The following is a 22,713-nucleotide window of genomic DNA, read 5'->3' on the forward strand; positions in this document are numbered from 1 at the left end:
CCGTATCAAATCAGGAATGGGAAGGCAGCGAGGGGCTGGCTTTTTTGATGGCGTCAACTGGCCGCTCACGCAAGTGCGGCGAGAGGCGATACTCGAGCCAGGCGACAGCGCGGACGACCAGGAAATTCAGCACCAGATAGATCAGGGCCGCGCAAATGAACACTTCCATCGTGCGATAGGTACGCTGGATGATCTGTTGCGCGACGCCAGTGACGTCCCACACAGTCACCAGGCTAGCCAGAGCCGTGGACTTGACCAGCAAAATGGCTTCGGTGGAGTAGGCCGGCAGGGCCTGGCGCAGGGTGACCGGAGCAATGATCCGGAGTAGCAGTTCCCAGGGCGACATGCCCACGGCCTTGCCCGCCTCGATCTGCCCCTGTGGCACGCTAAGCAGCCCACCGCGAATAATTTCGGCGGTGTAACCGGCGGTACACAAGGCCAGTGAAACCACTGCGCAGCCATAGGGTGATTTGAGCAGTACCCAGGCGAAGCTATCGCGAATGGCCGGGAACTGGCCCAACCCGTAGTAAATCAGGAACATTTGAATCAGCAGCGGCGTACCGCGAAACAACATGATGTAGAACCGCGCCGGATAGCTGAAAAACCACCAGCGGCTGACCCGCAGGCTGACAATGCCGACAGACAGGGTAAGGCCGATCACCAATGAGCTGAAAAACAGCGTCAGTGTTGTGGGCAGCGCTGCCAAAAGCTTGAGCATGGTGTCAGCGAGGAACGGAAAATCGATCATACGTAGCGCTCCCGACTCGAACTAGACTGGACTGCGCTGCCGCGTGCGACGCACGCGAGCCTCAGCCATATTGAAAAGCCGACCGGACAAGCCGGTTAGAATGAGGTACACGACGCCCCCGATGATGTAGAACGTGAAATATTGACGAGTGGAACCGGCCGCGACCTGGCTGGCACGCATCAATTCCACCAGGCCGATGACTGAAATCAGCGCCGAGTCTTTCAGGCTCATTTGCCAAACATTTCCCAGCCCGGGCAGCGCAAATCGCAGCACCTGGGGGACCAGAATACGTTTGAAGCGCATCGCGCGGGACATGCCTATGGCCAGGCCGGCTTCCAGTTCGCCCCGCGATACCGCGAGAAAAGCGCCACGGTAGACTTCAGCCTGATAGGAGCCGGAAATCAGCCCGACTGCCAACGCGCCGACTAGAAAAGGTGGCACGTCGATGTAGCCTTCACCCCCGAACCAGTGGCCAACCGCCGTCACCACACTGGCTCCGCCAAAGTAGAACAGGTAGATCACCAGCAACTCGGGGATCCCCCTGAACAGTATCGAATACAGATCTCCCAGCCAGCGCAAACTGCGTCGACGGGATAGCTTGGCAGCCGCGACCAGGCTGCCAAATACCGCACCCACCAGCAGCGCTGCCAGGGTCAATATCACGGTCATGCCCGCTGCCTTGAGCAGCGCCATTCCCCAGCCTGAGTCACCAAAACTGAGTAGCTGCAAGAGGTTCATAGAGGCTCCCATTCTTGAGAAGGTTTAAGCAGCCCGGCAACCTTCACGGTGCCGGGCAATTCAGGGGTCAAGACTTAGGTGTGAGGTCTACTTTGAACCACTTCTCGCTAAGTGTCTTGATCGTGCCGTCAGCCATGGCTTCCTTGAGAGCTGCGTCGAACTTGGCTTTGAGCTCAGGGTCTGTCTGGCGGAAGCCTAGAGCTTCCCCTTCACCCCAGATCGGGCCTTTGATGACCGGGCCGGTAAAGGCCAGCGGTTTGTTCTCCGGCTTGTCCATCACCGAATTGAAAAAGGTCACGTCATCGAACGCGACGTCAATGCGGCCGGCCAGCAGGTCGAGAATGGCTTCGGCCGAGCTGCCGTATTCACGGATGGTCGCGACATCCTTGAAGTTCTGATCAATGAATGACGTGTAAATGGTGCCGGAGGCGATACCAATGGTCTTGCCCTTGAGTGCCTTGCGCAGCTCTTCAACGCCGGCGCGTACTTCCTTGGCATCGGTACCCAGAGTGATGGCGGCTTCGGCACCGGTTTTGCCCGGCAACAGATCGGCTTTCAACGAGACGAAACTGGCAGGTGTCTGGGCGTAAGGAATCGAGAAGGCCATTACCTTTTGGCGCTCTTCGTTGATGACAATGGCGTCCATCAGCATGTCAAATTTACCGGCATTGAGGCTGGCGATCATCCCGTCCCAGTTCTGTACGACAATGTTGCACTTGAGCTTCATGCGCGGACAGATGATATCCATCAGCTCCGGTTCGAAGCCGCCAATTTTTCCGCCTGGCAGAGTCACGTTCCAGGGCTCATAGGCGCCCTCGGTTGCAATGTTCACCGAAGTCCATTCTTTGGCCTGCAGTGCCGGAGCACAGGCGAGAACCATTGCACTGAGCGCTACAGAACCCAACCAGCTTGATTTCTTCGACATCTTGATAATTCCTGCCTAATCAATGGAGTGTTGCGATCTGATCCGGCTCAGGCCGAATCTCCTATGCTGGTATGCACAACTATTTTTGTGCATACCAGACAAAGCCGTAAAAACCAGCCTGTCAGCTCAGCCGGTTAATATTCACCAAAAATGGCCTCATGCCTGGACAGCTGTTCCATCTCTGTGTACCCCCTGACCTACAGATCAACCGGTGATCATCGGCAGGTTCAGGCCCTGCTCTTTGGCACAGTCGATAGCGATCTGGTAACCGGCATCGGCGTGACGCATAACGCCGGTTGCCGGGTCGTTGTGCAGAACGCGAGCGATACGCTCGGCCGCTTCGTCAGTACCGTCGCAGACAATCACCATGCCCGAGTGCTGGGAGAAGCCCATGCCGACGCCGCCGCCGTGGTGCAGGGAAACCCAGGTCGCGCCGCTCGCGGTGTTCAGCAGAGCGTTGAGCAGTGGCCAGTCGGACACGGCGTCGGAGCCATCCTGCATGGATTCGGTTTCGCGGTTAGGGCTCGACACCGAACCGGAGTCCAGGTGGTCGCGGCCGATCACGATCGGTGCCGACAGCTCGCCGCTGCGGACCATTTCGTTGAACGCCAGACCCAGCTTGGCGCGCAGACCCAGACCCACCCAGCAGATACGTGCCGGCAGACCCTGGAAGCTGATGCGCTCGCGCGCCATGTCCAGCCAGTTGTGCAGGTGGGCGTCGTCCGGGATCAGCTCTTTGACCTTGGCGTCGGTTTTGTAGATGTCTTCAGCGTTGCCCGACAGTGCAGCCCAACGGAACGGACCGATACCGCGGCAGAACAGCGGACGGATGTAAGCCGGCACGAAGCCCGGGAAGTCGAAGGCGTTCTCGACGCCTTCTTCTTGCGCCATCTGACGGATGTTGTTGCCGTAGTCGAAAGTCGGGATGCCTTGCTTCTGGAAGTCGAGCATCGCTTTGACGTGCACGGCCATCGATTGCTTGGCGGCTTTGATCACAGCAGCCGGCTCGGTCTTGGCGCGAGCGCGGTACTTTTCCCAGGTCCAACCGGCCGGCAGGTAACCGTTGAGCGGATCGTGGGCGCTGGTCTGGTCGGTGACCATGTCCGGACGCACACCGCGACGGACCAATTCCGGCAGGATTTCTGCCGCGTTACCCAGCAGGGCGATGGAAATCGCTTTGCCTTCTTTGGTGTATTTGGCGATGCGCGCCAGCGCGTCGTCGAGGTCTTTGGCCTGCTCGTCGACATAACGGCTTTTCAGACGGAAATCGATGCTCACTTGTTGGCATTCGATGTTCAGCGAGCACGCGCCGGCCAGGGTAGCGGCCAGTGGTTGAGCGCCGCCCATGCCGCCCAGACCGGCGGTCAGGACCCAGCGACCGGTGAGGTTGTCGTTGTAGTGTTGGCGACCGGCTTCAACGAAGGTTTCGTAGGTGCCTTGAACGATGCCCTGACTGCCGATGTAGATCCAGCTGCCGGCAGTCATCTGGCCGTACATGGCCAGGCCTTTGGCGTCCAGTTCGTTGAAGTGTTCCCAGCTCGCCCAGTGTGGCACCAGGTTGGAGTTGGCGATCAGCACGCGCGGGGCGTTGCTGTGGGTCTTGAAGACGCCGACTGGCTTGCCGGATTGCACCAGCAGGGTTTCGTCGTCATTCAGGTTGGTCAGGCTCTCGACGATCTTGTCGTAGCATTCCCAGTTACGCGCCGCGCGACCGATACCACCGTAAACCACCAGTTCTTTAGGGTTCTCGGCAACTTCCGGGTCGAGGTTGTTCATCAGCATGCGCAGCGGCGCTTCGGTCAGCCAGCTCTTGGCGGTCAGCTTGTTGCCACGCGGGGCACGGATTTCAACGTCCCGATGCTTAGTAAAAGTGACGGGGGTCGGTTTCTGGGTATTGTCAGTCACGAAAAAAAACTCCTCAGCAATCAATCCAAACCAGCCCAGGCAGTGGGCGAGCAAGCCTGTGCGCGGCATTGCGCTACAAGCGAAATAGGGGAGGGTGCGAAGAGGCGCTCGTGACTCTTACGCACACATACTTACTTGTACATACAAGAGTATGCAATCAAGCGGCCAACTTATTGGATCGTTGTCCTATAAAGCTCAGGGTTTTGCAGGGATGGCTTTGGGACAAGGGTTTGGCGGGAGGCAATTTTTTTTGAGAGATTTTTCGAAGGTGTGACGGCCGTTTCTTGAGCGTGGAATTGCGCCATGCCGGGGCGCTCGGTAACAAATTGAAAGATGTTGGTGCGCGATGGGGAACGATTGGGTGAGTGCTTTTGTGGCGAGGGGGACTTGCCGCGTCTCAGCTCAATGTCTCGCCGGACAAAAAGGTCTCGTCGAAACCGGCAGCGCGGGACAGCATTAGCGTCGTCACATCAATGCTCCTCTTGAGCATTTTATTAACAACACATCGCTGCGGATTTATCCGCCGCAGCCACTTATGAGTGGCTGCGGCTTGGCACGCTGCTTGGGAATCGATTTTAGTGCAGGCTCGGTAACGCGGTTTGCAGCAATTGCGGATCTTTCAAAACGCTTGCTGCACTGGCGATATCTGGCGCCAGCCAGCGGTCCTGGTCGTAGGCCGGAACGCGCTCGCGCAGCAGTCGCCAAGCGACCTCCGTGCCTGCACCGAAGCATGGCCCCTTGAGAAAGTCGGCCTTGAGAAATTCGAAGGCCTGGGCCGCCAGCAGATACTCGATAGCGAGGATCTGAGTGCAGTTTTCCAGCGCCCGATGCAGCTTCAGTGCAGCGTTGGTGCCCATGCTCAGGTGGTCTTCCTGCAGGCCCGATGTGACGTAGTTGTCGAGCACCGCCGGTTGCGCCAACTGACGATTTTCCGCACACAGGGAAGCGGCAACGTACTGGACGATCATCATTCCAGAGTTAACCCCAGGGTTGCTCACCAGAAATGCCGGCAAGCCACTGACGTGCGGGTTGATCAAACGGTCCAGGCGACGCTCGGCGATCGAGCCGATCTCCGCCATGGCGATCGCCAGCAAGTCGGCAGCCAAGGCCACCGACTGGCCGTGCGGGTTGGCCTGAGACATCACCCGGTAGTTATCCGGTGTACCCAGAAGCAGCGGGTTGTCGGTGGCGGAGTTGAGTTCGGTTTCGATCTGCCGGGTCGCGTGGTCAAGTTGATCACGGGCCGCGCCATGTACTTGCGGGATCGAACGGATGCTCAGTGCATCTTGAGTACGAATGCCCTTGCTGCTGGCAATCACTTCACTGCCATCAAGCAGGCCGCGCAAGTTGATGCCGACTTGCTGCATTCCCGGATGTGGCTTGAGGGCGATGATTTCAGCGTCGAATGCGTCGATCTGACCGCGCAGGGCTTCGAAGCTCATGGCACCGATCACGTCTGCCCACTGGATCAAGCGGGTTGCATCGGCGAGGGCGAGGCAGCTCAGGCCGGTCATGCACGGTGTACCGTTGACCAGGCACAGCCCGTCTTTCGCGCCCAACTGCACCGGCTTCAAGCCTTCTTCAGCCAAAGCTTGCTGCGCAGAGACGATCTGCCCGCGATAACTGACCTGGCCGACCCCCAGCAGACTGATGCCGATATGCGCCATGTGAGTCAGGTAGCCGACCGAACCCTGGGACGGTACTTGTGGGGTAATCCCGCGATTGAGCAAGGCCAATAGCGCTTCGACCACTTGCCGATGCAGACCGGATTTGCCGTGGCTGTAGTTTATGATCGCCGCGCACATGATCGACCGCGTCTGCTCATCGGTCAGTGGTGCACCGACGCCACACGCGTGGCTAAGCAATGTATTGCGCGACAGCTGGCTCAGTTGTTCGCCTTGTAGCGAGACATTGCAGAGCGCGCCCAAACCGGTATTGACGCCATACGCGCGCTCGCCGCTGACGACGATGTGCTGGACGATGGCCTGGGCATTGTCGATCCGCGCCCAGGTTTGAGCCGACAATTCAAGCACAGCACCGTGCCGGGCAACTGCGACCACATCCTGCCAACGCAACGGAGCATCGGCGATAACAATTTTTTTAGCCTGTGACATGTGAAGCCTCACGCAAGGGTTGTTGTCGAGTTACACCTGTGGCCAGAGGGTTCGGCCCCTGGCCACATTGGATACACGTCGTCCGGAAAAACTCATTTCAAGCAGGTTCAGCAGGACGCTGAATGAAGCGATCAACCTATTCGCCAGCAAACGAGTCAAGGATCCCTTTCGGCGCACCGATCTGAATCAATCGGCCGTCCTTGATAATCACGACGCGGTTGCCGATGCACACGTCTTTGTTGTGCGCGGCATTGCTCTACAAGCAAGGCGGTGGAGGTGAAGAGGTTCCCGCGACTCTTGTGCACACACGTTTACTTGTACATACAAGAATATGCAATCAAGCGGCCAACTTGTTGGATCGCTGTTCAATAAAGCACAGGGTTTGGCTGGAACGCTTTTGGGGCAAGGGTTTGGCCGGAGGCGATTTTTTCGAAAGGTTTTGCGAAGGCGTAACGGCTGTTACTTGAGCGTGGAGTTACGTCGCGCCGGGACGTTCGGTAACAATTGGGTGTGCTTAGGAAACGGCTGCAAACCAGAGCCGAAATTTGATTCGCCCCCCTCTTGGGCCGAATGGTTTGAGCTGGAAGGTGTCTCTGTCGAGCAATCACATCGAGTCAATCGCAGCCGTCGCGCAGAGGAATACAGCAGAGCTGTGCGGAGTCGCTGGGGATCGTCGAGTCGGTGGTGATGTCGCCGCGCAGCGCGAGGTTTTCCAGAATCTGCGTAACGGCCCGGGTTCAAGCTCTTGGAAAAAGTATCGAGTATTTTGGCGTTAGATAAGCGAGTGCTGAAAATATCCCCCCTTTAATTGACCGCTTCCCTTCCAAGGCGCATTTCTTGTGATGATGTCATTGAGCCATTAACTCAACTCTATTATCCTTCCTCACGTTTTCAGGGATAGCCGCCGACACTCCGGTCTTCATTCGCAGACCCTGATGCGACGTTTACCGTTACTCCCCCTCCTGGCCATCAAGGACCGACCATGCTCCGTTTGCTTTCTATCTCCCTGTTTGCCCTCGTTCTCACTGGCTGTGCTTCATCAGCCAAGATTGAGAATATGCAGGTCAATCCCGGGCAAGCACAAACCTATGACGTTGCGCTTCGCGACAACATGAAAGTCGACAGTGTCGGCGGCGGCAGCACGACCAACCCGCTGTGGACTTCGCAGATCGAAAGCGCGGACTTCCGTTCGGCGCTCGAGCAATCGTTGAGCAACGCTGGCCTGCTGGGTAAGAACAGCAAGGCAAACTACGCCCTGCGCGCCAATCTGGTAAGTCTCGACCAGCCGCTGTTCGGTCTGAACTTCACCGTTACTTCGATGGTTGAATACAGCCTGGTAGAGAATGCCACAGGCCGGGTGATCTGGACCGACAAGGTCAAGGCTCCCTTCACCGCCGGTGTCGGTGATTCCTTCTTCGGTGTGAAACGCCTGCGACTGGCGAACGAAGGCTCGGCGCGGGAGAACATCAATGAACTGCTCAAGCGCTTGGCTGGGCTGAAGCTCGGCGCTGGCCAGGTGTCGCTGGCCCAGTAAGAAAGCGTTTGTCCCCGTTATTTTGGGGGCGAATCCCTATCTCTGCGCCATACATATAAAAAAGCCCCCGTAGCTGAAAAGTTAGGGGGGGGCTTTTTCTTTTTTGAGGTTATGGCTTGGCGCGTTCGCTTGCGGGCGACGGCTGCGCATCCAGACGTAGTGCAATCACATCGAGCAAGTCGCAGCCATCGCGTAGAGGAATGCAGCAGAGCTGCGCGAAGTCGCTGAGGATCACTGAGTCGGTGGTGATGTCGCCGCGCATCGCGAGGTTTTCCAGAATCTGCGTAACGGCCCGGATTCGATAACCGGCCGTGTCGAGCAGTACGTGCAATTTCAGATACCCATCGGTGATGGGCGAAAAAAATGTGCCGAACTATCAACAAGATTTTTATCTTTCACCCGCCCCTAATTTTCAAGGACCGTATCCGCATGGACGCCAGCTCTGCCTTTTTCCGCCACCCGGTTGTGTTGGGCTTCTCGCTGCTGGCCCTGAGTCTGACCGGTTGCAGCTCCAGGCCGATCCCGCAGGAACCCAAGGTGCACCCGGGCCTGGCCGTCTTCAATGAGGCCCTCACGTTGCCCGTCCTGGAGCACTCCATTGTGCGCGAAGGCGACAAGGTGACCTACTTGGTCACGCGAGTGGGCAACACTGCGATCTATGCCAGGTTCAATGCGTCCTGCAAGCAGGGTCCGAACAGCATGTTCTATCCCACCCGTAACGGTTTGAGCGCGTTTACCGACCAGCCAAAGACCAGCACTGCTTTACCGGCGGAGCAAAGTCAGCAGTTGCAGCACAGTGAGCAGTTGCAACAGGTATGCACACAACGTCCCACGCCAGATTGGCGGATGCTGGAATTAGCCGAGGATCAGGATTGGCTGATGCTTGACCGCAATAGCCTGCAACAGGAAGGCGGACTACTGTATGTCTGGGCCGGCCGCGATTATCGGCACTACCTTATTGCCAGCGACGGAGCCGCGCTGATAGCTCAGAGCCAGGAGCGACTGGCCTTGGACTGCAAGCAGCAAACGGTCACTGCACTAAGCCAGTTCATGATCGATGGCTCGCACGAAGTCTCCAGCGGCAAAGTCGAAAGGCAGGCTGTGCCGCAACCGCTGATGCAGGCTTCGGCCGACCGGCAACGCGTGTTCAAGGCCGCTTGCCTGCCGCAAGCGGAGCTGGCCAGGTTGCCCGTCTTCAACGCACGCCAAACCTTGCCGCCGGTCATCAGCACGCCGACGGTTGCACCGTCAGTCGTAGCGGCCATCCAGGCCCTGGACCTGCCCGCGCCGGCCAGGCCCCTGCGCCACCTGGGATATCGCTATGACATGGTGATGTTTAACGGGACTAAACTTGGCGACTTCTCCAAGGAGGTCTTCATCAGCACCGACAGCGCCTCGGGGCAAACTCTGGTGCAGCCAGTGGACTTTGTGCTCCCGCCTGCGATCAACCTGACCTTCCGTGGCTTGTTCGATCTGGCCAGCCACAACATCGACAAAGAAACCGGCAAGGAAGTGGCGGATTCGCGGCCCCTGGTCGACCTGAGCTTTCAGGGTGACTGGCGCAACTTGCCGCTCAAGACCCAGGTCAGCTATATCGAAACCCGGGCAGAGCCTGCCAACGCTGACGGTAGCCCTTCGCACAAGACCAGTGAACCCAGGACTGTGACCTGCCAGATCGTCCGCGAACAACCTGCCAGCGCCTTGCATCCGACTCTGCTGGGCCCGGCCAAGCTCCTCAATTGCACCAAGATGAAAGCCCGCGGGCTGGATTGGACCGATCTGTCCTGGTACCTCGCCGACTATGGACAGTTCGTTCATGTTCTCGAGAACAGTCCGGTAGGTCTGTGGAAGTGGCGCATCGAGTCGGTGCGCTGATAAGCCCGGAAGCATGACGCCATGACATCCAGTGTTGGTGATGGCGAATGATGAAAACGCCGCTTGTCTCGACATGAGGTAGCGGCGTTTTACTTGGTTTTCACCGTAGAGTTTGAAATAAAAAAGCTCTGGTCTCCGGCTTAAGTGAACAGAATCGCGGGTAATGCCGGGTTTTTTATTGAAGCGCGACCCGATTCAAACCGCTGCAAGCCCCGGCCGAATCCGCGCCGACCGCACCGCAGTCACCAGCGCCAGAATCGGCGCAATGGTAAACAGCGCAAACAGCCAGCGTGCGGCGTTGGCGGTGCCTTCCATATTGGTCGGGTCGTTGAGCCCGGCCATGTTGGCGATCATCCCGGCCAGTGCCGCGCCAAGTGCGGTGGCGAACAGTTGTACGGTGGTGATGGATGAAGCCGCCGAGTCCTGGTCTTCGGCCGAGGCCACTTGCAGGACTCGGGTCAGCAGGTGTGGCCAACCGATACCGATGCCGAATCCCACCAGGGTCAGGGCAATGCAGATCGGGGTGAGCAGCGCCCAGTCGCCACCACTGTCGAACGGTATGGCGACGGCCAGGATGATCAGTCCGACCAGTACGAACACCGGGCCACTGATGATTGCGCGGCGCACGCCACGCTCGCGCCAGCCGGAACTCATCACTTCGGACAGCGTCCAGCCAGCCGCCATGAGGGCCGCCAGGTAGCCGGAAATCAGCGGTGTCTGCCCGTGCAGGGTTTGCAGGAAGTACGGCACGAAGATTTCGCTGGTCATGCCGACCACCAACAGCCCCATGGTCGCGTACAGCGCAAAGAGTGGGGTATTGAGCCGCAAGGCATCCTTGGGCAGCAGGCGTGTCAGGGTGCTGGATTCATGACGAACCAGGAAAAACACCAGCAGCAGGCAGAGGCCTATGCCCAGCAGGTTCCAGGTCGGAAGCGACGAAGCACTGCCGATGCATACCGAGAGCACCGCCGCAGCCAGCAGGAACAATTGCAACAAGGGCAAGCGGCCCACGGGCGGTTGATTCATGTCACGTTTGGGCAGCACGTTGCTGGTCAGCAGGATGTACGCCAACGTCACCGGGACCAGCGAACCAAAGGCTAAACGCCAGGCATCCATCTCCGCAAAAATGCCGCCGATGGCCGGGCCGATCAGCGTGGCGATTCCCCACATGCCCGAGACCAGGGCCATGGCCCGAGGCCAGAGGCGTTCTTCGAACACCAGTTGAATCATCGAGTAGCACAGGGCGAACATCAAGCCGCCGCCCAGGCCTTGAACCGCGCGACCGACCAGCATCACCGGCATGCTCGGTGCCAGGGCACAAATGAGGCTGCCAGCGAGGAAAAATAACGAGGCTATCGCATAGGAAACGCGTGGCCCTGTGCGTTGCAGGATTTTGGCCGTGAGCGCGGAGCCGAGGATGGATGCGACGACGAACAGTGTGGTGTTCCAGGCGTACAGGTCGAGCCCGCCGATTTCCTTGACCACGGAGGGCAGGATAGTTGTAGCGATGTAGATATTGATCGCGTGCAGCGTAACGCCTCCTGACAGTGCGATGGATCGCGCGGCGTTTTTTCCGGAGAGTAAATCGCTCCAGCTGCTTCCTTGCGTAGACATACAACCTCCTGCTGTGACTCGCGACCCGGCGGATTGCGAGAGTCAATTGCCTGTTTTCAAGGCTTGGGTTAGATTTACCAAGTAAATTCTTTAAATATTGAAGCCGCGGGGTCCGTTGTTTGTCAAGAAAATACTTGGAAAACCAGGATGAAGCATCGCTGTCGCCTGCCGACCGACTGCTTCACATGCTCAAGACTCGCGGCCCGCAACTGGCGGCCGATGCCGGGCGCGCGCTGGGCACCACGGGGGAGGCGGCGCGCCAGCAGTTCGTCAAGCTGACTGCCAGCGGCTTGGTGGAGGCCCGGTCAGAGGCCCGAGGCGTTGGGCGCCCGTCGCAGGTCTGGCACCTGACGGCGGCCGGCCATGCGCGGTTTCCCGATACTCATTCGGAGCTGACCGTGCAGCTCTTGCAGACCGTGCGCGAGACCTTCGGGCCCGAGGCCATCGATCGCCTGATCGACGTTCGCGAGCAGCAGAGTCGCACCTTGTACCTGCAAGAGCTGGCTGGCGCCGAGACCCTTCAGGAACGGGTCAAACGCCTTGCCGCCCTGCGTGCCCGTGAAGGCTATATGGCCGAATGGAGCGAGCAACCGGACGGGGCCTTCATGTTTATCGAGAACCATTGTCCGATCTGCGCGGCGGCGGCTGCGTGTCAGGGTTTTTGTCGCGCCGAACTGGATGTGTTCGAGCACGTTCTGCAAGCCAGGGTTGAGCGTGTGGAGCACATTCTGATGAATGCCCGCCGTTGCGCTTACCGCATTACTCCGGTCTGAAGTGCCCTCGAGATACTCATTTGCGGCATACCAGGGCCAGCTGATCGCGCTGCCGGGGATGGCCCCGGCAACGATGTCAGTGGGGGAGGGTTACTGAGCGGGAATCACCGCCTGCCATTTTGGCAAGGCGGCCTCCAGGCGCTTGCCGAACTACCAGGGAAAGATCATCCACGCGAATCATTGGTCTGCGCTCCGTGGGGTCATGCCGTAAGGGATGCGGTAGAGGTTGCGGATGATCGGCGTCATCAGTTTGAGCATCCAGCGCGGCTTGCTGGCAACGGCCTCGAGGGATTCTTCCAGGGCCTTGAGGACCTGGCTGATTTGCGCGGTGGTGATGGTCAGCGGTGGATAGAAACGCAGCACCGGCGCCGTGGCCTTTTCGTTCAACGAGTGCCCGGAGTGCACTCCGCGCTTGGTCAGTTCCATGCTGATCAGGTTTTCCCAGACGGCTCCCTTGAGACGTAAACCGGTCATCAGGCCAATCGCTGGCGCATCGCTGATAATCTGCGGGTAGGCTTCGGCCAGTAGCTGCAATCCCTGGCACAACTGTGTGCTGGCCGCCTGGGATTTTTCGATCAGTTGGCCTTCTTCAATCGCACGAATTGCGGCCAGGGCCGTTTCGCAGGCATAGGGCAAACCGCCCTGGCCGCAGACCTGATCTTCAAGAGGGTCGAGTGGCTGCCGGTCGATCAAGGCGCGGCTGTACATCACCGCCGCGATGGCTGCGTAGCCGCCGGTCAAGCCCTTGGACAGCACCATGATGTCAGGCACCACGTTGTCGTAATCGACGCCGAACCATTTACCGCAGCGACCGAATGCCGTCTGGATTTCATCGGCGATCATCAGGCAGCCGTGGGCGCTGCATAACTCGCGGATCCGCGTGTTGTAGCCGGCTTCGGGCAACGTCAGGTGGGCGCCGCCGAGGATCGGCTCGATGTAGACCGCCGCCACCTGGTTGGTGATGGCGTGTTCCAGCGCGGCGAAGTCGCCGTAGGGAATGAAGTCGACCATCACCCGGTTCAGGCCATGCTGGTTGCTTTGGTACTGTTGGCCGAGGATCGCCATGGTGGTCAGGGTTTTGCCATGGTAGGCATTGCGCATGACCACGATCCGTTTGCGCGGCAACTGCCGTTTGAGCGCATAGCGCAAGGTTTGCTCGATGGCTTCGGCACCAGTCATGGTGTAGCGCACGTCGCCCCACTCGCCGGGAGCCAGACGCTTGAGGGTCTCGCTCAGTTGGTGCTGCGAATTGTGGGTCAGCCCCTCGGGCTGCCAGGCCATTCGGTTCAGCTGACGCTGGCTGGCATACTTGACCTGAGGGTTCTGATGACCGACCAGGAATATTCCATAGCTGCACGCACAATCGATGAAGTGCTTGCCGCGATGGTCGGTAACGATCGCCCCTTCGGCGGAGCGTTCGATGCCGGTATTGGCAATGCGATAAAGCTTGGCCGCCGAGGGCGTCCAGTGTTTGTAGCAGTCATCCACAAGGCGGTTAAGCAGCATATTGCAAAGTCCTTTTTATCAGGTGTGCGGCGTCGACGACGCGCTCCGTGCGCGCGACCAATGGGCAACGCAAGAGCAGTTCGCGCCCGCTTGGCCGGCGAATATGCACACCGGCGGCGTACAGCGCCCGTTGCGCCTCGACGGCTTGCTCGGTGCTGGCCAGCGGAACCTTGACGATGCCACCGATGGCCCTTGCGTTGAGGTCGGCCAGTTCGCTGGCCAGCGCCTTGCCGTTGTCGAGACTGCGCTGGTCCAGCCGTTGTTCCTGCGCGTAGCGCAGGGCAGTCCCGGCCGCGATGCACGATGGCGGGTTACCGGCGGTGGTGCTCCCGTGTTTGGCCGGCGAGGCTTTGCCGTAGGCCTTGTAGGCCAGCGCATGGCTGCAGGTGTAGGTGCCGATGGGGATGCAGCCGCCGCCCAGGCTTTTGCCCAGGACGACGATGTCCGGGCGCGCACCGGACAGGTTCTGCGACAGCAGATGCCCGACGCTGCCCAGGCAGGTGTCGACGTCATTGAACAGGGTCACAATTCGCTGGCTGTTGGCGATCCGTTCCAGGCTGGCGATCAGCATCGGGTCGACCGCTTCCAGCAGCCCGTTGGCGGCCGTGCGCAATGGGCCGTAGCACAGGGCAAAACAGTCCTGCCAGATCGCCATGTGTGGCAGGTCGTGCACCGAGTCGACGTGCACCACCTTGATCCCCAGAAACTCCCCGGACTCCGGATAAAGCCCAGGGGCGCTCAGGTAGCGCCCGTAAGACAACGAACCGTACGCCACGCCCCCCACGGCGATCACCGTGCGCCGATGGGGGTTGAGCGAACGCGCGAGTTTCAGCGCACCTTCAAACGCCTCGTCGCCAGAGTTGCAGACATACGAGTTCTCCAATCCTTCGGGCATGAACTCGCTGAGTTGCTTGCACAACTCGATCAACGGCGCGGACAGCAGGACACGGTTGGACAGGCCGATTTTATCGACCTGCCGACTCACGGCCTGCACCACCTCGGGCACTTGCAGGCCGAACCCGCCACTGAGGTCAATCAGTTGATGGCCGCGGTTGTCGATGAAACTTTCGTACTGGCCTTCGACGGCCCAGGTTTGCTCTGGGTGATTCATCATGGCGGCCATTACCGATAGCTCAGCGCATTGAAAATGCGACGCTGGTCATCGATGATCGCTTGCCGGCCGTGCATCACCCGACGGTTGTCGATCATCACCAGGTCCAGGTCCTGCCAGCCCACGGTGTGCGTATTGCGTTCGGTGACCTCGGTGATTTCCGCCAGCAGGTCGGCGGGAATCTCTTCGCCGTTCTCGAAGTCGATCACCGGTTTTTCGTAGTTGAAGGACGGCCCGAGAATGCTGTTGGCGAAGGCCGGGTGCTCACAGAAACTGGAGGTCTGGCACGCCGGGACACTGTAGGCATAGGCCACGCAATCGGTGCTTGGGTTGTACTCCATCCGGGTGTTGGGGTCCTGGCCGATGATCTCGTTCAGGTGCTCGAAACTGGCGTCTTCCAGCTGCTGGATTTGCGGTTTGTAGTAGCAGACGATCTTGCGCCACTTTTCGCCCGTCACTGTGCGGCGGTAGCGGATGCGGCTGCTCTCGAAGCGCTGACGGGCCTCTTCGCTGAGTTCCTGGTAGACCTTCACCCCATCGCACAAGGTGGTTTGCGAACCTTTGGTGGGGGCGATCTCGCAGAAGAACCAGGTCAGGTCCGGCCAGATCGGCGCGTTGCCGTTTTCGCAGTGCAGGCCTACGGCGTCGGTGCCGGCGTCGACCAGTTGTGCGACGCCTTTGGCGATCACGCGACCCGGGTCCAGGCTCAGCCGCGAACTGTGTTTTTTCACGAAGGCGCCGAACTCGTCCAGCGACTGGATGCAGTTGCGGAAGATAATCACACCAGCGTTCGAAAGCTCTTCGAACACCGCCGCAGTGTCGGCGTTCAAGGCATACGCACGATCGGTGATGACACTCGCCTGATAAGTAGATTGAGTCATGTCGCTAGTCCTTTAGTGAGTACATGTCTGACGATGCAGGTCGGTGGCGTGCGCTCTACGGGCCGGGCCATTGAGGGCATAGAGGCTTTGCAGCTGCGGGGCGTCCGGCGCCAGTGGCCAGATGGCCTGCGGCAGCTCGACTTCCGAGAAGCGCTGTTGCGCCCAGTCCTGAGTGTGCTGGTGATCGAATAGCGGTCCGATGCTGAGTACGATCGCCAGTTGCCCGTCTGTGGTCATGAACATCAGCGCATCGTTCACGCCGGTTTGCTCTTTGAACTCCAGCTCGATTTGTTCCGGAGAAACATTGCGGCCATTGGGCAGGCAGATGATGTTTTTCTCGCGTCCGGTGATGAACAGGAAACCCTCGTCATCGAACTCGCCGATATCACCGGTGCGCAGCCAGCCATCCTCGGTGAAGGAGCAGGCGCTCGGATCGACCCACGAGTAGCCCTGGAACATTGAGCTGCTTTTGATTTCTACCCGTTGCTGATCCGTCACCCGGACCTGGACGTGCGGCAGAGGTTTGCCAACGCTGCCGAGCTTGCTGTTGGCCGGGGTGTTGACGCTTACCACCGAACCGTTCTCGCTCAATCCGTAACCTTGATGAACCTGAATACCCTGCGCGCTCAGGCGCTGCAGTTTTTCGCTGCTGATCGGAGCGCCACCGGCGGTGATGTACAGCTCGTTGCGCAGCAACGACAGCAGCTCCGGGTCGGTGTTTTGCTCGGCCACTTCAAGGAGCACGTCGAGCATTATCGGCGGTACGGTGACCGCGCTCGCCCGGGTTCTGAGCAGTTGCGCCAGAATCGCCGAGGTGTTGTAGCCAGCCTCGCCGATCAACGGCGTGTGCTCGTCGAGGAAGTACACCGTGCCGCCGGACAGCAGCGGCAGGTAGACCGCCGTGACCTGTTCGATCAACAGGCTCAGCGGCACCACCGACAGGTAGCGTTTTTGATAGGTGGCCGGGACCACACCGAGTAGCGATTGCAGCACGGCGCTCAGGCCGCCCAGGCTTTGCTTCACGCCTTTGGGTTTGCTGGTGGTGCCGGAGGTGTGGATGACTTTGCAGGTCCATTCGGCATTGGCGCTGTCGATGAAGCTTGGGCCCGCCGACACTGGAAGCGGGGTCTCGAGTGCGCTGGGCACATGGACCAGGCGGCTGGCGTGGAGGTCGATTTCCCAGCGCTTTTCCAGCGTCTCCCGGCCTTTGTCGTCGACCAGGAAGCCCGAGCATTCGAAGGCCAGGTGTTCGGCCTGGTACTTGCTGAAACCCAACGGCAGCGGCAAGGAGGTGAAGCCGAAGAGCAGGCAGGCGAAGTCGGCGATGACCCAGTCGCTGCTGTTGCGCATGACGATGCCGATGGTGCGCTTTTCGTCGGTGAACTGACGGTTCATGTGTTGCCCAAGCTGCCGGGCATGCTCCAGCACCTGGGTGTAGGTCAGGCGGCGCCCGCCCGTGCCGTCTGCCGCAGGAATATCGACGACGCAGACGGCATCCGGTGTGCGTTGGGCCTGGGCCAGCAAGTGTTCGACGAAATGCGTCATGCTGCTTGCTCGCTCTGCACGTCGAGTCGGAAAACGGTCTTGAGGACGGTCTCGTGATAGTGATGCTTCATCTCGCCCAGCTTGATGTAGCCGGTGATGGGCGTCTGCTCGTAGTAGGAGCCCCATTCGATTTCCGCTTGTGGGGTCATGCGTTGCGGGTCGGCATCGCAGATCTTGTTGACCTTGACGTTGCAGTAGCCCATCGATTTGATCAATTGCGGTGTGCAGGTGCAAAGAACGTAGCGTGCGCCCATGCACCAGGTCACCATTGAGAGCATGTTGAACAGGGTCTGGCCGGCAACCGAATTGATCGACGCGGTATTGCCGATTTCGACGATGCAGTCGCGTTCGACCCGGGTGTTGGTGATGCGGGACAGCGTCTCCTCGGACGGTGAGTCCAGATAACACTCGGACAATAGAGGGCCTGACTTGGCGAAACTGAAACCGGCACACGACTGAATGGAGTCATTGCTATCGAATACGATTAAAAAGTACTCGGGGGATGGCTCGATGATGGCATTAAAGGCTTTCATGTACCGACGTTTTACAAAGTCAACGGCGGACTTCCAGAGTAAGGTGTTGCGTTTGGCTACTTGAGTACGCATGCAAGTTTTCCTTTCTTTTCTGCGTGAGTCGATAGGCGGATTGTTGAGTGGTCTGGTTGTTCTGGTACGCGTGTCCTAATTGATGTTGTTGTTCTGGTACATATGTCCTAATTGATGTTGTTGTTCTGGTACATATGTACTGATTGGTGTTGTTATTTACGGCAGCAGGCGCTCTTCCATGCCCCTGTAACAGCCTGGCCCAATCCGCTATTGGGCCATGTTCCTCGACGGTGTTAGTTCACCATTGGATGCCTGTTGTTTTCAGGCTCCCACTCGTGTTCGCAGCTAACACCACGCCGGGGCGCGTAGGGTTTTCTGGTCGGGATCGGTGGGGGGGTAGTCCGGTATGTCAGTGAACAGTGAATCCTTTCGATGAAGTCATTAGACAGCGTCCTGCTGCTGTGTGGTTTTTATCATAAATAGTTTGATTAGTGAATTAATTAACCCGTACCCGTTCAGAATTTTCATGTGAGTCATGAAGTCGCTGTCGGGTGTTATTTTGAAAGGGGGGCAAGTAAAAGCGGGGTGTTAATTGTTTCGTTCTAGTTGTATGACAGAACGAATACAGGCGAGGGGGATGTCGGAGGATATGAGTCCGGGCAGGGCCCGGACTCCGAGGGTGTCTATTCGATCAGGCGGATTGTGCCAGCCAGGCCAGTTGCGGGCCGTCGGGAACGATGCGTGTCGGGTTGATGTGGTTATGGGAGTAGTAGTAATGCAGCTTGATGTGGTCCATGTCGATGGTGCGCCGCACGTCTTCGCGTTGGGTCATCCGGCGCAGGTAGTCGTACAGGGCCGGGTAGTCTTGCAACGGGCGCAGATTGGCCTTGAAGTGCAGGCAGTACACAGCCTCGAAACGAATCAGCGTAGGTAACAGGAACAAGTCGGACAGCGTCAGTCGGTTGCCGAACAGGTAGCGTTGGTCAGCGAGACGCGCTTCCAGTTCATCCATGGCGTTGAAGAACACCGTAAACGCCTTGCTGTAACTCTGCTGGTCGCTGGCAAATCCCATGGTGTAAACCATGCGATTGACGTGCGTGTGCAACCAGTCGTTGAGGCTCGCGATTTCGTCGCTCAGGTCGTCGGGCACCAGTTCCATGGGCGTCTTCGCCAGCGGAAGCAACCGGGTCGCCATCTGCCAGGCGAGGTCTGCGGAATCGTTATGGACGATCCGCTCCTGGTATTTGTCCCACAAAACCGGCACCGATTGGTTGCCGGTGAACCCGGGCCGGGAACCTTCATACAACGTGGAGAGCAGAGCCGTCTCTTTGTGCAAAGGGTCCTGGTCTACGTCGTCGAATTCCCAACCCCGGTCATGGCGGCGAGCGGCAACTGACGAGACGTCCAGCACACCCTCAAGCCCCAGTACGCTCAGGACCAGATAGGCACGGTGCGAAAAGGGGCAAGCCTGCGAGATGTACAAATGGTAACGGTCGGTTTCGGCCACAAGCTCCGAGAGAAACAGCTGATCGTTGAGGGTGTTGTTCACCGCTTTGGTCATGTTACCTCCCTTGCGAACCAACCATTTTCAGGCGAGGTCGTTCGCCCAGTTCGTTGATCGTCTGATCGATCTCGTGACGCGCTTGTTTCAGGCCCTTGGCCAGGCTTTCTTCACCCATTTCCAAGCCTTCGGCATAGATGTAGTTGACCTGGGTCAGGCCAATGAAACCGAGGATCCTCGACAGCCACAGGGCCAGGGTGTCCGGGCCATCGCTGTAGATGCCGCCGCTGGCGGTCAGGACGTACACCGGTTTGCTGTCGATCAGGCCGACAGGGCCGGTTTCGTTGTATTTGAAGGTCACACCGGAGATGACCAAGTGATCGATGTAGGCGTGGATCAGCGAAGGCGCACCGAAGTTGTAGCGCGGCAGGCCGATGACGATGCGCTCGGCTTCGTTGATTTCTTCGATCAGTTCGTTCGACAGGCTCAGGGCCTGGTGCCCTTCATTGTCGCTTGGCTCGCGGCCATACAGCGCGGCCATGGTGTTGGCATTGAGGTGGGCAATCGGTGTCTTGGCGATGTCGCGAACGACGATGGAGCATCCAGGAAGGACTTCTTTGAGCTGGTCCAGGAAGTAGTCCACCAGTTGCCCGGAAAAACCACCATCGGTTTTGATCGACGAACGTATCACCAGTATTTTTTGACTCATGGCTTTCTCTCTCAAGTAATGCAGCGGCTGTTTGAGAGGAAGTTTTGAACAATCGGCGAGGCAGGAATAGCGCATAAATTCAGGTTCACCCACTCATGCCATTCATGGGTTTCAGGCGCCATGAATCGTCAGCGAACAGCTAAGGTTCGAGGTGTCGATGGGCGTAGGGCGAGAGCGTTTTTTGTGGTAAAACGCCGATCTGCAGCAGCTCTGATGTTTACCCGATGCGGACAAGGAGGTTCGAATGTTTTCCAGGATCAGTCTCGACCAGTGGCAGGCTTTTGTTTCGACGGTTGAGTGTGGCGGTTTCCAGCAGGCCGGCGAGCACATGTTCAAGTCGCAGTCGGCCATCAGCCATTCGGTTAACCGAATGGAAGCCCTGCTGGGGCAGGAACTGTTCCTGATCGAGGGGCGCAAGGCCGTATTGACACCTCTGGGCCAGGCGCTGCTGCCTCAGGCCAAGCACTTGCTGGGCTCGGCGCAAAAGCTTGAGCGACTGGCCAATCAATACCAGCCAGGGCTGTTTACCGAACACGCGCTGGCGGTCGACATGCTGTTTCCCGCTGATTTGCTGGAGCAGGCGCTGTTCAGATTCTCCTCAGTCTTGCAAGGGCACCGAATCCGGCTGTACGAAACGGCGTTGTCCGGCGCACGCGAACTGCTGGAAGACGGTAAGGTCGAGCTGGGCATCGCCAGCAGTCTGCCGGCAGGTTATGTGCAGGAGTTCCTGCTCAACGTCTCGTTGCTGTGCGTCGTGGCGTCCAATCACCCACTGGCCCATTTCAACGGCGAGCTGAGCCTTACCGACATGAAAGATTACCGGCAAATCGTGATTCGCGATCCGGGCATGCGCACCTCGCAGAACAGCGGTTGGCTCGGTACGTCGCAGCGCTGGACTGTAAGCAACCTGAGCACCGCGTTGACCTTTGTCGAACGAGGCCTGGGCTTTGCCTGGCTGCCGGAGCACATGGTCAGCGAGAAGCTGGCAAGCGGTCAGTTGCAGACGGTGCCGCTGTGTCATCAGCGTGAACGCGAAGTGCCGATGTATATGGGTTTCCCGGAAGAGTACAAGCTCAACCCGGAAGTCCGGTTGATGACCGACATCATTCGCGAGCTGTGCCAGGGCATCAAGAGTGACAAGTCCGAGGCCCTGGCCCTGGCCCTGGCACTCTGAAGCCGTGATCCACCTGTGGCGAACGGGCTTGCCCATTCGCCACAGGGACTCTGTTCAGAGTGTCTTCGCACCTTGTTGCGCCAGGTCTGCCGGCAGGAAGTCCTTGTCGGGGTCGTAATCGGGTTTCAGGTACTGCGCCAGACTTTGCAGGTCGGCAGGGCTCAAGGTTCCGGCCGCAAGCTTCAGGCGCAGGCCGCTGAGGATGTAGCTGTAGCGGGCCAGGTTGTAGTCGCGCACCGCGTTGTACAGATCGCGTTGGGCGGACAGGATATCAACGATGTTGCGGTTACCCACTTCATAGCCGACTTCTGTCGCGTGCAACGCACCCTGGCTGGAAATGATGGTCTGGCGTAAGGCGCGTACCTGCTCACGTTCGCTGTTGACCGAGCGAAAGGCATTGCGTGAGGCCTCGACCACCTCCCGTTGCAGGCTGGTCTGGTCGTATTCGCTTTCGTCGAAACGGTGATACGCCTCGCGAACCCGAGAGCTGGTGCGGCCACCGCTGTACAGCGGCAGCTTGAAGTTCAGCAGCACCGAACTCTGTTTCTCATTACCGCCACGTTGGCCGAACCCTGGTGGGTTGTCCATCACATCGGCGTCGCCCTCGGCATACCCCAATTGCAGCCCCAAGGTGGGCAAGTGTTCGGCCGTTTGGCTGCGCAGGTTTTCCTGTGCCGCCTGGGTTCTTGCCTGGCTGGCACGCAGGCGCAGGTTTTGCGTCAGCGCCTGGTCAACCCAGGACTGGGCTTCGTTGGGTATCGGTGGCTCGACGGGGAGGGTATGGCGGATGCCGATCAAGGGTGCCTGAGGCTGGCCGGTCAGGCGATTCAGCGCCTGGTAAGCATCGTCGGTCAGGCGCTGGGCGTTGATCACGCTGGCATGAGAGCGGTCGTAGCTGGCCTGCGCCGACAGCACATCATTCTGGTCCGAGAGGCCGGCCTCGTAGCGTTGCCGGGTCTGGTTCAACTGGCGTTCGAAAGCGCGCAGTTCGGCTTTGGTGGCGGCCAGGGTGTCTTCGGCCAGCAGTGTGTCGAAATAGGCCTGGGCGGTCTTCAGCACCAGCTCTTGCTGGACGGTGGAGAAGTCCAGTTTGGCCTGTTCGCTCAGGGCGTTCGCGGACTTGAGATTGAACCAGTGCGCGGCATCGAACAGCGGCTGGTTCAAGGTCACGCGGTAGAGGCTGCCGTTGCGGGTGTCGACATCGTGCAGGTTGGTTCGGGTGCTGCCGTTCAGGGCTTGCAGGTCTATCTGTGGCAACAGGTCGGCGCGTGCCTGGGGCACGGCTTCGCGGCGGGCGAAGTAGTCTTCCTGAGCGGAGGCTATTTCGCTGTTGTGTTCCACGACCTGGCTGTACACCGACATCAGTGTGCTGCGCGGGGACGTTTCAACGGCGTTGGCCTGGGTGGCGAAGATCAGCAGGGTGATCAAGGACAATCTGAACATGACAGGTACTCTTTTTCGGCCAGCCTGTCCCGCAGAACCCGGTGCGGGTTCTGGGGCAGGTGGCAAGATGAA

The 22,713-nt window shown here is 59.0% G+C and carries 19 protein-coding genes and 1 pseudogene; 4 read left to right on the top strand and 16 right to left on the bottom strand.

The window, feature by feature from the left end; all coding sequences use genetic code 11:
• Positions 1-10 precede the first annotated feature (10 nt).
• From KRR23_RS18330 to KRR23_RS29155, 6 genes and pseudogenes are all read right to left on the bottom strand, one after another.
• On the bottom strand, positions 11-748 hold the full coding sequence (locus KRR23_RS18330; RefSeq protein WP_216743644.1) for an ABC transporter permease: 738 nt from the start codon (positions 746-748) through the stop codon (positions 11-13).
• Between the two features lie 21 nt (positions 749-769).
• Positions 770-1,486, bottom strand: coding sequence for an ABC transporter permease (locus tag KRR23_RS18335; RefSeq protein ID WP_216743645.1), 717 nt, complete (start codon positions 1,484-1,486; stop codon positions 770-772).
• 67 nt (positions 1,487-1,553) lie between these two features.
• Entirely contained in the window at positions 1,554-2,411 is an 858-nt protein-coding gene (locus KRR23_RS18340) for a transporter substrate-binding domain-containing protein (protein WP_253912161.1), read from the bottom strand.
• Between the two features lie 204 nt (positions 2,412-2,615).
• Entirely contained in the window at positions 2,616-4,316 is a 1,701-nt protein-coding gene (gene hutU / locus KRR23_RS18345) for a urocanate hydratase (protein WP_216743646.1), read from the bottom strand.
• A 575-nt stretch (positions 4,317-4,891) separates the two neighbouring features.
• Entirely contained in the window at positions 4,892-6,430 is a 1,539-nt protein-coding gene (hutH, locus tag KRR23_RS18350) for a histidine ammonia-lyase (protein WP_216743647.1), read from the bottom strand.
• Positions 6,431-7,044: 614 nt separating this feature from the next.
• A pseudogene (locus KRR23_RS29155) lies at positions 7,045-7,164 on the bottom strand (short-chain dehydrogenase); the annotation flags it as partial.
• A 323-nt stretch (positions 7,165-7,487) separates the two neighbouring features.
• On the opposite strand from KRR23_RS29155, the gene KRR23_RS18355 reads away from it, so the two are divergent.
• On the top strand, positions 7,488-7,964 hold the full coding sequence (locus KRR23_RS18355; RefSeq protein WP_253912162.1) for a hypothetical protein: 477 nt from the start codon (positions 7,488-7,490) through the stop codon (positions 7,962-7,964).
• Between the two features lie 109 nt (positions 7,965-8,073).
• Here KRR23_RS18355 and KRR23_RS18360 read toward each other — a convergent pair whose 3' ends face one another.
• Positions 8,074-8,316, bottom strand: a complete 243-nt coding sequence (locus KRR23_RS18360; RefSeq protein ID WP_216743726.1) for a short-chain dehydrogenase — start codon at positions 8,314-8,316, stop codon at positions 8,074-8,076.
• Positions 8,317-8,393: 77 nt separating this feature from the next.
• Here KRR23_RS18360 and KRR23_RS18365 point away from each other — a divergent pair, with 77 nt between their 5' ends.
• Positions 8,394-9,839 carry a hypothetical protein gene (locus tag KRR23_RS18365; protein ID WP_216743649.1) on the top strand — a complete coding sequence of 482 codons (1,446 nt, stop codon included), beginning with the start codon at positions 8,394-8,396 and terminating at the stop codon, positions 9,837-9,839.
• 195 nt (positions 9,840-10,034) lie between these two features.
• Here KRR23_RS18365 and KRR23_RS18370 read toward each other — a convergent pair whose 3' ends face one another.
• Positions 10,035-11,453 (bottom strand): MFS transporter, encoded by a 1,419-nt coding sequence (locus KRR23_RS18370; RefSeq protein ID WP_216743650.1) that lies wholly within the window; start codon positions 11,451-11,453, stop codon positions 10,035-10,037.
• Positions 11,454-11,587: 134 nt separating this feature from the next.
• On the opposite strand from KRR23_RS18370, the gene KRR23_RS18375 reads away from it, so the two are divergent.
• Positions 11,588-12,226 (top strand): metalloregulator ArsR/SmtB family transcription factor, encoded by a 639-nt coding sequence (locus tag KRR23_RS18375; RefSeq protein ID WP_253912163.1) that lies wholly within the window; start codon positions 11,588-11,590, stop codon positions 12,224-12,226.
• A gap of 177 nt (positions 12,227-12,403) precedes the next feature.
• Here the strand turns inward: KRR23_RS18375 and KRR23_RS18380 are convergent, their stop codons facing one another.
• The 7 genes from KRR23_RS18380 to KRR23_RS18410 all read right to left on the bottom strand — a co-directional run bounded on the left by KRR23_RS18380 (position 12,404) and on the right by KRR23_RS18410 (position 20,024).
• Complete coding sequence (locus tag KRR23_RS18380) at positions 12,404-13,732, bottom strand: aspartate aminotransferase family protein (protein ID WP_216743651.1); 1,329 nt, start codon at positions 13,730-13,732, stop codon at positions 12,404-12,406.
• Positions 13,722-14,846: an aminotransferase class III-fold pyridoxal phosphate-dependent enzyme gene (locus KRR23_RS18385; RefSeq protein WP_216743652.1), complete on the bottom strand. Its 1,125-nt coding sequence runs from the start codon at positions 14,844-14,846 to the stop codon at positions 13,722-13,724. Before KRR23_RS18385 ends, KRR23_RS18380 begins: the two co-directional genes overlap by 11 nt.
• Positions 14,847-14,854: 8 nt before the next feature.
• On the bottom strand, positions 14,855-15,724 hold the full coding sequence (locus KRR23_RS18390) for a TauD/TfdA family dioxygenase (RefSeq protein WP_216743653.1): 870 nt from the start codon (positions 15,722-15,724) through the stop codon (positions 14,855-14,857).
• Positions 15,725-15,736: 12 nt separating this feature from the next.
• Positions 15,737-17,269 (bottom strand): AMP-binding protein, encoded by a 1,533-nt coding sequence (locus KRR23_RS18395; RefSeq protein ID WP_216743654.1) that lies wholly within the window; start codon positions 17,267-17,269, stop codon positions 15,737-15,739.
• On the bottom strand, positions 17,266-17,874 hold the full coding sequence (locus KRR23_RS18400; RefSeq protein ID WP_216743655.1) for a thermostable hemolysin: 609 nt from the start codon (positions 17,872-17,874) through the stop codon (positions 17,266-17,268). The genes KRR23_RS18395 and KRR23_RS18400 overlap by 4 nt, the downstream gene beginning before the upstream one ends.
• Before the next feature lie 631 nt (positions 17,875-18,505).
• The gene (locus KRR23_RS18405; RefSeq protein WP_216743656.1) at positions 18,506-19,375 is read right to left on the bottom strand and encodes a glutathione S-transferase C-terminal domain-containing protein; all 870 of its coding nucleotides are present in this window, start codon (positions 19,373-19,375) and stop codon (positions 18,506-18,508) included.
• A gap of 1 nt (position 19,376) precedes the next feature.
• Entirely contained in the window at positions 19,377-20,024 is a 648-nt protein-coding gene (locus KRR23_RS18410; RefSeq protein ID WP_216743657.1) for an FMN-dependent NADH-azoreductase, read from the bottom strand.
• Positions 20,025-20,268: 244 nt separating this feature from the next.
• Between KRR23_RS18410 and KRR23_RS18415 the strand changes: the two genes are divergently transcribed.
• Positions 20,269-21,198 (top strand): LysR family transcriptional regulator, encoded by a 930-nt coding sequence (locus tag KRR23_RS18415; protein ID WP_216743658.1) that lies wholly within the window; start codon positions 20,269-20,271, stop codon positions 21,196-21,198.
• 54 nt (positions 21,199-21,252) lie between these two features.
• On the opposite strand, the gene KRR23_RS18420 is transcribed toward KRR23_RS18415, so the two are convergent.
• The gene (locus KRR23_RS18420) at positions 21,253-22,641 is read right to left on the bottom strand and encodes a TolC family outer membrane protein (RefSeq protein WP_216743659.1); all 1,389 of its coding nucleotides are present in this window, start codon (positions 22,639-22,641) and stop codon (positions 21,253-21,255) included.
• Positions 22,642-22,713: the final 72 nt, after the last annotated feature.

Source organism: Pseudomonas sp. CVAP#3 (genome assembly GCF_018986375.1).
GTDB lineage: Bacteria > Pseudomonadota > Gammaproteobacteria > Pseudomonadales > Pseudomonadaceae > Aquipseudomonas > Aquipseudomonas helvetica.